The organism is Pseudonocardia sp. ICBG1034 (assembly GCF_020131375.1).
Classification (GTDB): Bacteria; Actinomycetota; Actinomycetes; order Mycobacteriales; family Pseudonocardiaceae; genus Pseudonocardia; species Pseudonocardia alni.
The window spans coordinates 16,673-29,619 of record NZ_JAHLEK010000027.1 but is presented as its reverse complement, the minus strand read 5'-3'; the positions used below and the strand labels follow the sequence as shown (position 1 = coordinate 29,619).

Here is a 12,947-nt window from a genome sequence, read left to right as displayed (position 1 = left end):
GCTGCGCCGGTCCGTCGGGGTGGGGGAAGCACCCCGACGGACCACAGAGCTGGACGCCGCGGCGGGAGGCTGGGGGATGGGCGAGAACAGTCGTTACGACCGCTACGCCCACCGTGTCGACGCCGAGACCGAAGCCGAGGCCTCGGCGCTGCGCGTCGTGGCCGGCCTGGTCGAGCAGGGTGCTCCGCCGATCCCGGACCGGGTGGTCGCCGGGCGGGTCGCGGGGATCCTGCGGGCTGCGGCCGCCGAGCTCTCGGCAGGTCGGCCGGTGCCGCTGCAGCTGCGGCGCACGGTGCGTTGGACCGCTGATGCGCTCCGCGCCCAACTCGATCCTCGTACGAGTAGGGAGCGGTGATGCGCGCCTCCGAGGAACGTGCCGCGGTCCAGCTCCGTGATGACCGCCTCCTGCTCGCCCAGTTCGCCCAGCAGCTGCGGCGACGCGCGGTGCAGGACACCTACGCCGGGTTGCACGGCCAGGACGTCGGGCTGGCGATGGCCGCTGTGTTCGACAGCCTGTCTGTGACGCTGGATCAGGTCCCCGACCAGGTCCGCCGCGATGCACTGGCCGCGGCGCGGCGCGAACTCACGGGCCCAGATGGCCCTAATGATCCGCGTGGGCGCACGCGCAAGGGTCTCACCAGCGGTTTTGGTCACTAGCCGCGCCGTCTGGGATCCGCCGCGGCCGCTCTGTGCCCGGTCAGGGCACGTGGCCGGCGCCCCGGCCGGGGGCTACAGCCCGGGCTCACAAGCGAGCTTCCCGGAGCTGGCGCAGATGCTCACTGAGCGCTTCGCGTGCAGCCTGCCGCGCTTCCCGGCCGGCCGGCCGGTCGAGCAGCGCCCGGTCGAGCTTCACTACCGGCTCAGCTCCTCGGTGCAGGACCGGTGGCTCCCGGCGCTCGGGCCCCGCCGCGGCGATACTGCGCATGCGTCCGATCTGGACGGCGCGGATCTCGTGCAACCTGCCGCGCCAGGGCCGCAGCCGTGCTCCCATGACCCGCAGCGGGTCGCGGGCATCGGTGGTGACCGGTCCACGGGCCTGGTCGGGCCGGTCGGGGTGATGCTCGAGGGCGTGCCGGAGCCCGGCGACGGTGGCACCGGCCTCCCACCACGGCTTGAGCAGAGCCCGGGCACGCCAAATCTCGATCTTGCGGCCTTTCCGGCCTCCTAGGCCGAGAAGTGTGATCAACGAGAGGGTGGCCGCGTTTCTCGCACCGGCGGTGCCGGGGACGTCGTAGGGGTGCCAGGCGGGTGATGAGCCGAGTTGCGGCCGTCTGCCGCCCGACAAGGGCTTAGTAGACACGTGAGTAGTGGGGAGGTCGCCACTTTCATCCACAGTGCTCTGACCTTGGGATCCACGCTGCTCATCGGCAGCCTCGTCGTCGAGGGTCAGACCAGCGTCGAGGCGGGGCAGCGGGCTGTGGGCGACCAGCGCGTAGGTGGGGGTCCGGCCGGTGTCGGTGCCGAGGAATTCCGCGCTCGCGCCGGGTTCGACGACGACGAGCAGCCCGCAGTCGCGGGCCCAGGCCAAGACGCGGGAGACCGTGCGCTCGGCCCGGCCGCCTGCGGCGCCCAGCCGTTCTGTGGTGAGTCCGGTGATCAGTCCGGTCTCCCAGTCCATGTGGCACACCAGCCTGTGCAGGATCGCTGACCAGCTGCGGCGTTTGTCCGAGCGCCAGTCCTCGTCGTCGACGAGGCGAGCGACGTGGTCGAGGGCCTCGGGCTGGGCGGTCAGGACCCGGTACTCGCGGTCGATGAAGTGGCGCCAGCCAGGGTGCGGGACGAACCCGGCGCGGTGGCGAGCGCGGGCTCTGGCGACACCGCGAGCCTGCGCCCGTCTGCTCGGCGGTAGCGCCCGACTCCTACGGCCGGGGCCGCTGGCAGGTCCGCTGCGGCGGCGGGCGGCCTTACCCCGAGGAGTACGGCTCGGTGCGACCGCGGCGCGGATGCCGAAGTTGTCGGTTGCCCGCTGAGCATTGAGTGGCAGTTGGTGGAGCAGGCAGAGCTGGGAAGGACCGGAGGCCAGGGTGAATGCGCCGTGCTCGTAACACAGAGTGCAGAACCCGGTGCCCGCTGCTGGCGAGCGCTCTGGTTCTGGGCACGACGAACTCGCCCCGTGTCTGTGGTGGTTGGCTCCCGGCCCAGGATGTATCCTGGACACGCGAAAGCGCCCCTTCTTCGTAGGTGGGGGATTGGCCCCGGTTCGCCGGGGCTACGGCGTCAGGCGGGTGCTGGTCCGACCTGATGCGAGAACGAACCGAGGCGGCCCCCTGGCCGGGGGGTCGCCTCGTTCTTGTCTAGGAGGCCTTGTTCAGAGGCAGCTCCTCCTGATCGTGGCTGGTGGATGTGATCGGCAGCTGTTCACGGTGCTGCATGCCGAGCCTGATCAAGGCTGCCAGCGTGTCGGAGTAACTCCAGTCGAGGTCGACGGCCAGCTGACGGACCGCGGCGCCCTCGTTGGCAGGCAGCCGGGTCACCATCGTGTCGCGGGCCCCCTTGGAGGGGCGCCCGCCGTGGGCTTCCCGTTTCGGCATGCGCGGGATCTTGCCACAGGTTTCTGATACAGCTGAGCCGACGCGCCGCGACTCCGTGTTTCGCCCGGCTCCCCGACCCGAGCCCCCGCCGGAAGGGCGGAGTAGTGCGCCTATCAGCTCAGGTCGAGCCCGTTCTCCTCGTTGCGGTCGTAGCCCAGCTCTTGGGCTTCAGGCTCCCGGCCTTGGAGCTCGTGGCGATGCTGTAGCTGATGGTCAACATCGTCGTGCACTGTCGTCAGGGTTTGGTGCTGCGTGTCCAGTCCGTGGAACCGCCAGGCACCGAGCTCGGGAGCGGCGCGTTGATGCAGCAGGCGTTCGGCGAGTACCGCCATCTCCACCGGCCCGATTCCGCCGGGCACAGGGGTGACGACCTGCGGCTGAGCTGCAGCATCAGGGTGGAGGTCACCGCGGGGCCCGTCCGGGTGTGGGGTGAATCCTGAGTCGACGACCAGGCGGTGCCCGGGGTGGATGTGGTCGGGCGTCAGCAGCCACGGGCTCCCGGTGGTCGAGAGCACGACGTCGGCGTCGCGGAGACGGCGCAGGTCGTCCCCGTTCTCAAACAGCATCGGATCGTGGCCGCCCTGGCGCAGGAGCGTTACGACACCGGAGCCGACGAAGCCGCTGCTGCCGACGACCGCGATGCGGGCGTCGGGTAGGTAGGGCTCGGCGACGCGTACGACGCCGTCGGCGGTCGCGCACGCCGTGCGTGGCGCGAAGATGCCGAGGGCGTCGATGTCCTTGGCGGGGTCGATCTCGTTGAGCAGCGCGAGCACGGGCTGCGGTGGCGGGGCCTGGACGATGATCCCGGCGACCTGGGGGTCGTCGTTGGCGCGGTGGATGATGCCGGCGATCTCGCTGATGCCGGCGCTGTCGGGCACGACGATGTGGTCTGGGGTGGCGCCGAGCGCGGTGAAAGTGCGCACCTTCTGCTCGGCCGAGACGCGGGATGCCTCCATCCGGGCGGCCCAGACGGTGTCATGGGTGGTCGGCGCGAACCGCACGACCATCATGCGAGTCCCGTGTTGCTGCAGGGTGGCGGCGTAGGCGTCGCGGTAGGTGTCACGCACCTCGGCCAGGATCGCGCGGCCGGGGATCGTGCGGGGCTGGGGTGTGTCGATCATCCCTGATGTGCGCCAGTGTCGCCGCCGTCCTGTCGGGGTCGGGGGATGTCCCAGGGCATTGCGGCGAGGACTTCGTCGACCGGGCGCAGGCGGAGCCCGTCGAGTAGCTGGCGGGAGTCGTCGTAGTCGAGTCGGGTCACCTCGTCCCAGGCCGGGACGCTGTAGCGGTCGAGGGTCCAGTGCAGGTCGACGCGGGTCAGCGATTCCGGTCCGGTCGGGTCGGCGCTGGAGAACTCGCCGTGGTGCACCAGCCACGTGATCGCGCCCGGGTCGACGCTGCCCGGCACGAGCTGGGCGCGTGCGCTGTTCGCGGCGCCGGCGACGTCGGAGAGGACGTAGTGGCCGCGGGGTTGGCCGCGCAGCTCGCTGAGCACGACGGTCAGCAGCAGGCGGTCGGTTGCTGCCGGGTCGCGGGTGCCGCGCAGGCGCGCCAGGCACGACGTGGTCGCCCCGTAGCGGTGCGGCCAGCTCAGGATCGCGTCGCTGGCCAGCGTCAGGCCGTGGGTGTGGGCCGTAGTCATAGCGGTCATCATCGTTCACGGCTCCAGGTTCGTCATGGCCTGCTGCGCGAGGGGAGCGATCGGGGCCGGCGGTACGTGGTTCTCGAGGAGCTGCAGCAGCAGCTCGTCGCCGCGGGGGCGGGCGATGATCTGCAGACCGACCGGGCAGCCGTCGGCGGTGAAACCGGCCGGGACGCTCACTGCGGGGTGCCCGGAGAGGTTGATGCCCCAGGTGAGTGCGACGCTCAGGTGTGCGCCGGGACCGTCGTGGCCATGTGCTCGCCCGGGGGTCGTGGGCGTCATCAACAGGTCGAAGTTCTGGAGAAGCTCGGCGAGCCGATTGTTGTTGTCGTGTCGCGTTCGCTGTGCGAGGCGCCGGTCTGCTGCGCTCGAGGTGGAGCTGCGCAGAGTCATCCACGCGCTCTCGGGATCGGTTAGGTGGACCCCCGGTCGGGACAGGGCCAGGCCGGCGCGGGCGCACAGGGCCTGAGCTGCCCGCTCGGCAATCTCGGCGACCTCGGGGTCGAGGTGCGGCCCCGCGAAACCGAGGGTGGCCGACCAGCCTGCGGCCGCCAGAGGGGTCTCTGACATCGCTGCATGCAGGGACCAGTCGAGGAGCACGGCTGCGGCCCAGGGCCGCAGTAGGGCGGGTTCGCGGACCAGCACACCGGGTACGGCGAGCCCAGTCGGGTCGGAGGTGGGGGCGCGGCCGGTGCTCGGCTTGAAGCCGATCACGTGACACCACGCTGCCGGGATCCGGACCGACCCGGCCCCGTCACTACCGCAGGACAGCGGGACGATCCCGGCCGCGACTGCCGCGGCCGCGCCGGCCGACGACCCGCCGGGAGACAGATCCGAGCGCCACGGGTTACGCGTCGGACCGCGATCGGTGTAGCCCCAGGTCTGGTAGCCGCGCCGGCCACGAGGGACGGTTGTGGCCCCGATGGGCACGGCGCCGGCTCGGAGAAGACCTTGTACGCCAGGGAGCCGGGCGCCTCGTTCGCCCTTGACCGTGATCGGTAGACCGTCCAGCGGAGACTCAGCTGTGTCGCCTGGATGAGGTGGCGCGCCGGTGTCGAGACCGATGGAGAGGAACGCGCGCAGCGCTGGATCCAGGCGCCGCGCCTGCTCGATCGCAGCTGCGGCCGGCGCCTGCTTGTCCGCGGTGTGGTGTGTGGTGGCTGTGTCTCCTCGGATGAGTGCTGCCTCAGTCTGTCGCATGTGCAAGCGGCAGGTGGCTAGCTTCGTTCTCGGTAGTCGTCCACCAGGTGTCGCACCAGCTCCAGTGACTCGGCTTCGGATAGAGCGAGTTCTGAGAGTTCGGCGTGCAGCTGCGCGTACATGGCGATGAGGTCGGGGTCCTGGATCAAGGTGCTGCCGGATTCGGTGCCGACGAGTGCCTGTGTGTCGTCGTAGAGGTGGAAGCCCGACACCGGCGCGGGACGGGGTGCAACAGTGTCCAGAGCCAGCACCCGGAAGATGACGTTCGGTTGGGCAGCGATGCGCGCGATGCTTTCCAGCTGCTCGGCCTGTTGCCCGTAGCTGCCGACCGGCCAGCGCAGGGCCTGTTCATTCTGCACCATCTGCCAGGAGCGACCGGGATCGGCGAGTAGCTGCGCCCGCTCCATGCGGGCGTCGACGGACTGAGCCGCGTCCTGCTCGTCGAGCTGTGCGTCGGGGGTGAACACCGCGCCTGCGTAGCGTCGTGTCTGCAGCGGGCCGATGATCACCGAGGGGTGGTAGGAGCGCACCAGGCGGGCGACTCGCTCGGCCTCGTGAATGCGCCACTGGAACCGATGGGCGCTCCCGCTCTGCAGGACGACACGGGCGTCCACACGCTCGGCCTCGAGGGCTCGTGCCTGCTCGACGAGCTCGTCGATGCGCTTGGGGGTCAGTGAGTCGACGCCCTGCTGCGCGTAAACCTGCAGCACCGCGCGCACCAGTCGTGGGGTCGGTCGAGACTCGCCGGCCTCGGTGCGGGACAGCGAGGACTGCCCGACGCCGGCTGCCTTGCGTGCTTGGTTCTGGCTGAGGCCGGTCTGCTCGCGCAGCGCGCGCAGTAGCTCACCGGACAGCGGGAGGCTGTCCGGTGAGCTACTCGACTGCGCATCGGGCACTGAGCTCAGGCTGCCCTCTGGCGGTGGTGCAGCTCGGGGTGCCGGTCCCACCACACGCGAAACGGTTCCGCCGCCGAGTGGGCGTCGTCGCGTGCCCGCAGGTACGGCGCGATCAGGTCGGGGTCGGTGACGATGTCGGCGCTCAGAAAGCGGCCGTGCTCGTCGTACTGCATCGGGATCAGCAGCGCGTCATTGACCAGCCAGAAGTCTTCGCGGATGAACGTCGCTGGGGTGTCGTGCTCGCCAGCGCGGAGTACGGAGATGTCCTCCCCGGCTGCGGCGTTGTGGACGTAGCACCAGTCAGCTTCGTACCGCTCGTACTCGGTCATGGCGTTGGAGAAGGCGCGCACGCGATAAGAGATCAGCCCGCGGGCCTCTTCGCCCCGCAGGATGGCAAGCCACTGCTCCTTGCGTTCCATGTCGGGTCCGTCAGCCCCGGCGAGGTAGCGCTGGAAGTCGCTCTCCTCGCCCTCGCTCGCCATGTAGCGGGGGAGGCACTCCATCCGGAACAGACGGTCCCCGGCGTGGTGGAAGTGCTTGTCGATGGCAGCTTCGAGCTGCTGTTCGTCGATCATGCTGCTACTCCCTCCAGGACCTGTGCCTTGACCGTCCCGAGCTGTTCGGTGATGGGGTCGAACAGCTCCGCGAAGGCGATGAGCTCGACCTCTCCGGTGACCTCGGATGAGATCACGTACACCCGATCCGGATGGAGGCCAGGTCCAGTAACCCCACGGGTGCGCGCGACTGCGTCGCACTCGGCCGGGAGCAGCCCGGCAGGCATCCAGCCGACGACTTCGCCCTTGTCGAGCAGGTGTTGGAAAGGGGCAGCCTCGGCCGGGGTGGTCCGCTTGGACACGACCCACAGGTCTTCGGTGTCGCCGACGACTTCGTGGACTGACGGGCAGACTCGGCTCTCGCCGCATTCGCTGGCGGTGGTTACGAGCGTGCGGATCTCGAGATGGGGCACGTGCTCGGTCATCGGCGTTCCTCCCGGTCAGGGTGTGACCAGGTCAGTGTCGGTCGGTCTCGACCAGCTAGTCAATCGCTCACTGGATAGCAGGTGCGGCGCCCTCCAACCGTCAGATCGCCGCTTGTTATCCATCGTATCACTGGATAAGCTGCGGAGGTGCGATTCCCCGGCATGTGCCGGTGGGCGGCCCCGACGGATGCAGCCACATCCGCCGAGGCCTGACAGATCGCGCTCACCCAGCCGTCGAGCACGAGGAGCACGACCGTCATGTCAAGGATCCCAAACCGAGACCACCGGCCCGAGGGCCCACCCGCGAGTCCTCACCTGCGGCCCGCGCGCCCGGTGGTGGCGGTACTCGGAGGGTCGGCCGATGCCCGCCTCACCGCTAATGACTGGCCGCCTGCTCGCAGCCGGCAGGACGACAACGTCCTGGTGACCGCTGTCGGCGACGGACTCGAGCACGAGGTTGCAGCGGACGAGCTCACCGTCGGCCGGGCCACCGGGCGCTACCGCGCGCTGTGTGGCCTGCTGGTCGATCCGGCGTCATTGACCGTGGCGGCCGGTGTGCCGTGCCGCGGGTGCGCCGTCGAGGCGGCGCCCGCCCCGGATCTTGCGGGGCAAGATGCGCAGAGGTCTCGACGTGAGACGGCGAGTTGGCTGCGTGGCCTTCGGGCTCGGACGGCTCGTCTCGCAACGTCGGCGGGTGGTCTCGATGTGGCCGCGTAAGTCCGCGCAGTCGCTGCGCGAACAGGCTGCGGAACTGGCCGCCGAGGCCGAGCACTCGGCGCAGGTACGCGCCTTGTCGACGCACCCGGATGTGATTGCCCTTCAGGTGGAGCGCGTCCGGAGCCAGGTGAACCGGTTGATGTGGACCGGGATCGTGCTCGGGATGGCGTTCTGCATGACAAACGTGCAGGAGTTCGGCGCCGAGGGGACCGAGGAGTGGTCGCCGGGCTGGTGGGCGGCATGGCTGCTCGATCCGATGGTGTCACTGGTGTTGATCGCGGTGGTCCTGGCGGAGCAGACGACCTCCCGGTGGCAGCTGGCGACGCCGGCCTGGGCTCGTCGTGCTCGCTGGGCGACGCTGGGCGCGACGTATGCGATGAACACCTGGAAGGCGTGGGGAGCGCTGGATCCGGGGCTGATCTTGCTGCACTCGGTTCCGCCGCTGGTCGTGTTCGTCGCGACCGAGGCTGCGCCAGAGATCCGGGATCGTCTCACCGCGGCGGTCAAGGCTGCTGCAGCGGACTCGGGAGACGGTCCGGTGACGGTGGCTGAGGCTGCCGTGGCGGCGGGTATCGCTGCCGCCGAACCGGCCGTGGTGGAGGCTGCGGAGCCGCGAGCTTCGGCAGCGCTCGAGGACGGTGCTGCCGAGCCGCAGGGTCTCCCGGTGGCCTGCGCGGGCGGCGGGGTGCGTTGGGAGCGTGAGGAACTGCTCCGCGCGGACCCCGCAGTCCGGGTCGAGCAGGTGAAGGACCTGATCCGCGCAGGCCTCGTACCGTCGGTGGAGCTCACCGGATCCCAGGTCGGCGCGATCTTCGGCCAGTCTCCACGCACCGGCCGCCGCGATATTGAGGAAGCCGAGCGCCAGCTCGGCATGGGACAGAGTGAGCGCACTACCGATCAGCCCCGGCCCTCCGGCATGTCTACCGCCCCGGAGCACGCCTGCTCGTCCGGTGGTTCCGATGCGCTGGTCCTCGTCGGGCATGATCGTGGCGAGACGGTGGGTGTGGGCGCATGAACCCCGCCGAGTTGCACAGCATGGCCCACGACCCTGAGTCCACGGCAACCGTCGAGGTCGGACAGGACCGAGCGGGGACGGCCGACGATCAGCACCACGACTCGACGTCGGGTCGCTCCTCGGAGCCTTCGAGGCAGGGAGCTGCTGCGTTGGTCTCGATGCGGCGGGCTGTCAGCCGGGTGTGGTGGTGGGTCCTGCTACCGCTGGCCCGTTCGATCGTGGCCTCCGCGGTGTGGGCGGGCCTCGGCGAGCGTATGGCGAGGGCCCTGTCCCGGGGCCTGGTCCAGGCAGCCGCTGCCTGCTGCCTGCTGCTGGGCCTGGTGCTGTTGTGTGGTCCGGCGACTGTGGCGACCGTGGTCGGCGCGCTCGCCGCGGCCGCGTCGGCGCTGCTGCTGTGGCGCCAGGCCCTGCCTGGCGCGGTGTCGGCAGCAGGGCTGGTGCTGGGGGTAGGACTGCTGATCCTGCCCGATGTGATGGTCGTGGTCACCGGTGCTGTCCTGACGGCGGTCGGGGTGGCGGTGCTGGCAATCCCGCCCGGCCGGGCGGCGTATGCCCATACCGAGCGGGCTCGGGTGCGGACCGGCTTCGGCGGCGAGGGGTGGGCCGGGTGGTGGGACCTGCATCGGCACCTGTCTGCGCACGCGGTGCGTCTCGCCGCGGCGGCGACCCGCCCCAGCGTCACCGCGGAGGTCAGCTGGCCCGCCCCCGGAGGAGTGCTGGTGCCCGGGCTGGTGGAGCGGCTGCCGGTGCGCCGGTGCGGGACCTGGCTGGGTCGTTCGGTGGTCGGACCGGTGATCGGTACCGACTGCTACGCGCCGCATCGGGATGTGATCGGGCTGGTGGCCCCGCCCCAGACCGGTAAGACGGCGTTGATGGGGCATCACATCCTCGATCACGACGGCCCGCTGCTGGCGACCTCGACCAAACCTGATCTGTACAACTATTGCGCCGGGAAACGAGCCCAGCAGGGCCCGGTGTGGTTGTTCAACCCCGAGCAGCTCGGTGATCTGAGGTCCTCGGTGTGGTGGTCTCCGGTGTCGGGGTGCGCGGACGCGCAGGTGGCTGCGGTGCGGGCTGGGTTGATGGTTGGTGGTGTGTCGACGAGCGAGGACGGTGGTGATCGCTGGGATCAGTGGTCGGTCAGTGTGCTCACCGCGCTGCTGATGGCCGCGGACCTGTCCGGCGCGGATATGGCCAGGGTTGCCCGTTGGGTGTTCTCCCCGACGAGTGACGCGCGCAGTGGCGGAGCCGGTGAGGCTCTGCAGATCCTGGGCCGGAATCCCGGCGGACGTGTCCCGGAGGGGACGCTGGATGCTCTGCGTCAGGTTCTGGCGACCGATGCCCGCAAGACCCGCGATTCGATCTTCATGACCTTGTCCGAAGCGGTGAAGTTCATGACCGATCCGCAGGTTGCTGCCCTGGTCACTGGTAGTGATGGTGGTCAGGAGCTCGATGCCGAACAGCTCCTCGCTGGTCGCGGATCGTTGTTCGTGGTCGGTTCGGACCGCGAGCATGCCTCGATCGCGCCGCTGCTGGCGGCGATGACCGGCCACCTGTTCGAGACGGCAAAACGGGTCGCGTCGTCGCGGCCGAAGGGGCGTCTGGATCCGCCGCTGGGGTTGTTCCTCGATGAGGCTGCGTTGATCACTCCGGTGCCGCTGGACCGCTGGGTGGCCGACGCTGGTGGCCGTGGGATCCACATCGAGTGGGCGGTGCAGTCACCGTCTCAGCTCGCCCAGCGTTGGGGCGCCAAGGGTGGCGAGACGATCTGGAACGCCACCAACGCCAAGGTCATTTTCGGGGGGCTGTCGCTGCGTGAGGACTTGGAGAAGGCCTCGGTGCTGTGCGGGGACCGGCACGAGCCGGTGCCCACCGGTGATGGTGAGGAGCGCTACGAGAAGGTGCGGGTGTGTCCGGTTGACCGGGTGCGCACGATCCCGCAGTGGCACGCGCTGCTGATCCATCGCGCGACCCCGGCCACGATGGTGCGGGTCAGCCCGGTGTGGGAACGGTCTGACCTGCGCCCGCCGCCTGCGATCATCACGCAGGCTCCCACGAGCGTTGCTGTTCGTGCCGCCGGGCATGCTGCAGATCAGGTGGCCGCCTAGTTCTGGCTGGTCCGGCGCCCACGTGCGCCGGACCAGCCACTGCTATGTCGTTGAGACGAGAGGAGATCGGTCACCGTGACCAGCGATGGCCCCGTCCCGCCGTCGGGTGGGGAGCGACCCGCTCCCGGCGCGGCCCGGCCGTGGGCAGTGCAGGTCGGTGAGCAGCTGCGCCAGGTTCTGCGACAGCTCGACGCCACGACCCGGCAGAGCGACGAGACCGCAGGTCACGTCGCTGAGATCGCCGACATCCTCGGCCGCATGAGCCCCAGGCTTGACGACGTCGAGCAGGCTGTGGCCGCCCTCGGGGGCGCGGTCGAGGCGGCCGCGACGGGCGCGGGCGACGCAGAGGACGAGGCGCTGTCGCTGACCCCGGCGCTGCGCTGGTCGCAGCTGGACCGAGGCGACAAGCACGCCGCGTGGGACGCCCTGGCGGGATTCGTCTCCGAAGTGCTCAACAACGACTATCAGCTCACACGTCTCGAGCTGCCCGACTGCTGGCCGGTGCACCCGCGCGCGGTGCGTGAGCTCGCGTGGCTGCGTAGCCTCTATATCTCCTCCAGCGCCCCCGGCACCCGCGCGGAGCTGGTGGCCGAGTGGCACGTGCGCTGGCTCCCGGCCGCGGTCACCAACCTCGCGATCGCGATCGACCGGCGCGAGTGCGCCCCGGGTAAGCATCGCGTGACCGAGGAGGAACGCCGCCGCTACGACGACACCCTCAACGAGGCCGGCTCCGACGGCCGGCAGCCGCCAGCGCTGACCATCGAGCGGGGAGCTAATCGCCCCCGGTACTTCCCTGACCGGTTCCCGCCACTGCGGGGCCACGACTCCAGCTATGGCGCCCGCCCGACCCAGGTAGCGCTGCTCGACGCCGAGACACCGGCACCGGCGAGTCGCCCGGAGTACTGGTGGGAGTACTTCCTCGACGCCCGCATGGCCGACATCGGCGAGGACCACGCCAGTACCTGACCCGCCGCTGGTTGATGGGCGCTGAGATGCTGAGGCCCAGCGGAGACTTCTTCATGCACGAATGGTGAGGCTGCCTATGGACGTGGTGACTGATCTGCTCGACGACGACCTCGACGTGGCCCGCCGGCGCACGGTCATCGCCCACGTCAGCGCGCTCGATCCCCCTCTGCAGCCCGCCCTGGAGCGTCAGGTCGCGGCGGTCCTGTCCGGTAGGCACAGCCCTGACGATGGGGCGGCGGTGGCGCCGGCGCTGCGTCTGCCGCCCCACTATCTGGTCGACCCACTCGTCACTCGGGAGGTCGATCGACAGACCACGTTGATACTGCTGATAAAAGCTGCTCGTCTGCACGGAGTCGGCAATTTCAAGATCTGCCGGACCAGTATGGGTGACGATCCAACGGCAGACCCGGATACCCGGATGCTATTGCAACAAATTGCGCGCTATCGATTTCTGCTCAGTCCCTCATTGCTCGACGTCATCGCCGAACATCGCACATCTGATATCGAGGAATTCGATCCACGGGCGGTCTCGGTGCGGTGGCTGTGCACCGCTACCCTTCCTCCCTCAGGCGACACCCACGTCGACGACCGCGACCCCGCGGGCATCGACTCCTCGTCGCTGGATGGGTCGAATGATGTCGACACGATTGGTCGCACCACTGATCGACTGCGGCCGCGGAAACGATGGCCGTCCTGGTTACGCGGGATTTAATCGACTCCCGAGATCTGCGCGGAGACGCCTGGAGAATACTCGGATGTCTCGCTATCCATTGAATCCGAAACGCCACGTGGTCCACGTCTCTACAACTTCACCGGCTGAGATCGCTGGCGCGCCAACGTCCTAATTGCAGGACGGCGGTGCTGCGCCCGCCTATCGTGGGCAGCCCGCCCCC

14 protein-coding genes are annotated in these 12,947 nt (G+C 69.7%); 6 read left to right on the top strand and 8 right to left on the bottom strand.

The genetic code is table 11. The features are described from left to right. Window positions 1-76: 76 nt before the first annotated feature. Window positions 77-355, top strand: a complete 279-nt coding sequence (locus KPF22_RS30905; RefSeq protein ID WP_224404189.1) for a hypothetical protein — start codon at window positions 77-79, stop codon at window positions 353-355. Then, a complete protein-coding gene (locus tag KPF22_RS30900) occupies window positions 355-657 on the top strand; it encodes a hypothetical protein (protein ID WP_224404188.1) in 303 nt (100 codons plus the stop codon). Before KPF22_RS30905 ends, KPF22_RS30900 begins: the two co-directional genes overlap by 1 nt. Window positions 658-742: 85 nt before the next feature. Here the strand turns inward: KPF22_RS30900 and KPF22_RS30895 are convergent, their stop codons facing one another. From KPF22_RS30895 to KPF22_RS30855, 8 genes are all read right to left on the bottom strand, one after another. Further along, window positions 743-1,618: a hypothetical protein gene (locus KPF22_RS30895; protein ID WP_224404187.1), complete on the bottom strand. Its 876-nt coding sequence runs from the start codon at window positions 1,616-1,618 to the stop codon at window positions 743-745. Window positions 1,619-2,294: 676 nt separating this feature from the next. Then, complete coding sequence (locus KPF22_RS30890; protein ID WP_224404186.1) at window positions 2,295-2,531, bottom strand: hypothetical protein; 237 nt, start codon at window positions 2,529-2,531, stop codon at window positions 2,295-2,297. Window positions 2,532-2,644: 113 nt separating this feature from the next. Beyond that, on the bottom strand, window positions 2,645-3,652 hold the full coding sequence (locus tag KPF22_RS30885) for a tetrahydrofolate dehydrogenase/cyclohydrolase catalytic domain-containing protein (protein ID WP_224404185.1): 1,008 nt from the start codon (window positions 3,650-3,652) through the stop codon (window positions 2,645-2,647). After that, window positions 3,649-4,173, bottom strand: coding sequence for a hypothetical protein (locus tag KPF22_RS30880; protein ID WP_224404184.1), 525 nt, complete (start codon window positions 4,171-4,173; stop codon window positions 3,649-3,651). The genes KPF22_RS30885 and KPF22_RS30880 overlap by 4 nt, the downstream gene beginning before the upstream one ends. A gap of 15 nt (window positions 4,174-4,188) precedes the next feature. Then, window positions 4,189-5,373, bottom strand: coding sequence for an amidase (locus KPF22_RS32820; RefSeq protein WP_083276263.1), 1,185 nt, complete (start codon window positions 5,371-5,373; stop codon window positions 4,189-4,191). Between the two features lie 17 nt (window positions 5,374-5,390). Further along, window positions 5,391-6,269 carry a helix-turn-helix transcriptional regulator gene (locus tag KPF22_RS30865; protein ID WP_224404183.1) on the bottom strand — a complete coding sequence of 293 codons (879 nt, stop codon included), beginning with the start codon at window positions 6,267-6,269 and terminating at the stop codon, window positions 5,391-5,393. A gap of 5 nt (window positions 6,270-6,274) precedes the next feature. Continuing rightward, the gene (locus KPF22_RS30860) at window positions 6,275-6,844 is read right to left on the bottom strand and encodes a DUF6879 family protein (RefSeq protein ID WP_068801020.1); all 570 of its coding nucleotides are present in this window, start codon (window positions 6,842-6,844) and stop codon (window positions 6,275-6,277) included. Beyond that, window positions 6,841-7,248, bottom strand: a complete 408-nt coding sequence (locus tag KPF22_RS30855; RefSeq protein WP_068801021.1) for a hypothetical protein — start codon at window positions 7,246-7,248, stop codon at window positions 6,841-6,843. The genes KPF22_RS30860 and KPF22_RS30855 overlap by 4 nt, the downstream gene beginning before the upstream one ends. A 652-nt stretch (window positions 7,249-7,900) precedes the next feature. Here KPF22_RS30855 and KPF22_RS30850 point away from each other — a divergent pair. The 4 genes from KPF22_RS30850 (at window position 7,901) to KPF22_RS30835 (ending at window position 12,766) form a co-directional block, all read left to right on the top strand. Beyond that, the gene (locus KPF22_RS30850) at window positions 7,901-8,980 is read left to right on the top strand and encodes a hypothetical protein (protein WP_224404182.1); all 1,080 of its coding nucleotides are present in this window, start codon (window positions 7,901-7,903) and stop codon (window positions 8,978-8,980) included. Beyond that, window positions 8,977-11,088 carry a type IV secretory system conjugative DNA transfer family protein gene (locus KPF22_RS30845; RefSeq protein WP_224404181.1) on the top strand — a complete coding sequence of 704 codons (2,112 nt, stop codon included), beginning with the start codon at window positions 8,977-8,979 and terminating at the stop codon, window positions 11,086-11,088. The genes KPF22_RS30850 and KPF22_RS30845 overlap by 4 nt, the downstream gene beginning before the upstream one ends. Window positions 11,089-11,163: 75 nt before the next feature. After that, a complete protein-coding gene (locus KPF22_RS30840) occupies window positions 11,164-12,054 on the top strand; it encodes a hypothetical protein (protein WP_224404180.1) in 891 nt (296 codons plus the stop codon). A gap of 76 nt (window positions 12,055-12,130) precedes the next feature. Next, window positions 12,131-12,766, top strand: coding sequence for a hypothetical protein (locus KPF22_RS30835; protein WP_224404179.1), 636 nt, complete (start codon window positions 12,131-12,133; stop codon window positions 12,764-12,766). The last annotated feature ends 181 nt before the right edge of the window (window positions 12,767-12,947 follow it).

Bases quoted from the DNA above. Each gene is read 5' to 3' on its own strand.
- KPF22_RS30845 (WP_224404181.1), top strand. From the start codon at position 8,977: ATGAACCCCGCCGAGTTGCACAGCATGGCCCACGACCCTGAGTCCACG.
- KPF22_RS30860 (WP_068801020.1), bottom strand. From the start codon at position 6,844: ATGATCGACGAACAGCAGCTCGAAGCTGCCATCGACAAGCACTTCCAC.
- KPF22_RS30900 (WP_224404188.1), top strand. From the start codon at position 355: ATGCGCGCCTCCGAGGAACGTGCCGCGGTCCAGCTCCGTGATGACCGC.
- KPF22_RS30885 (WP_224404185.1), bottom strand. From the start codon at position 3,652: ATGATCGACACACCCCAGCCCCGCACGATCCCCGGCCGCGCGATCCTG.
- KPF22_RS30895 (WP_224404187.1), bottom strand. From the start codon at position 1,618: ATGGACTGGGAGACCGGACTGATCACCGGACTCACCACAGAACGGCTG.
- KPF22_RS30835 (WP_224404179.1), top strand. From the start codon at position 12,131: ATGGACGTGGTGACTGATCTGCTCGACGACGACCTCGACGTGGCCCGC.
- KPF22_RS32820 (WP_083276263.1), bottom strand. From the start codon at position 5,373: ATGCGACAGACTGAGGCAGCACTCATCCGAGGAGACACAGCCACCACA.
- KPF22_RS30855 (WP_068801021.1), bottom strand. From the start codon at position 7,248: ATGACCGAGCACGTGCCCCATCTCGAGATCCGCACGCTCGTAACCACC.
- KPF22_RS30905 (WP_224404189.1), top strand. From the start codon at position 77: ATGGGCGAGAACAGTCGTTACGACCGCTACGCCCACCGTGTCGACGCC.
- KPF22_RS30890 (WP_224404186.1), bottom strand. From the start codon at position 2,531: ATGCCGAAACGGGAAGCCCACGGCGGGCGCCCCTCCAAGGGGGCCCGC.
- KPF22_RS30880 (WP_224404184.1), bottom strand. From the start codon at position 4,173: ATGACTACGGCCCACACCCACGGCCTGACGCTGGCCAGCGACGCGATC.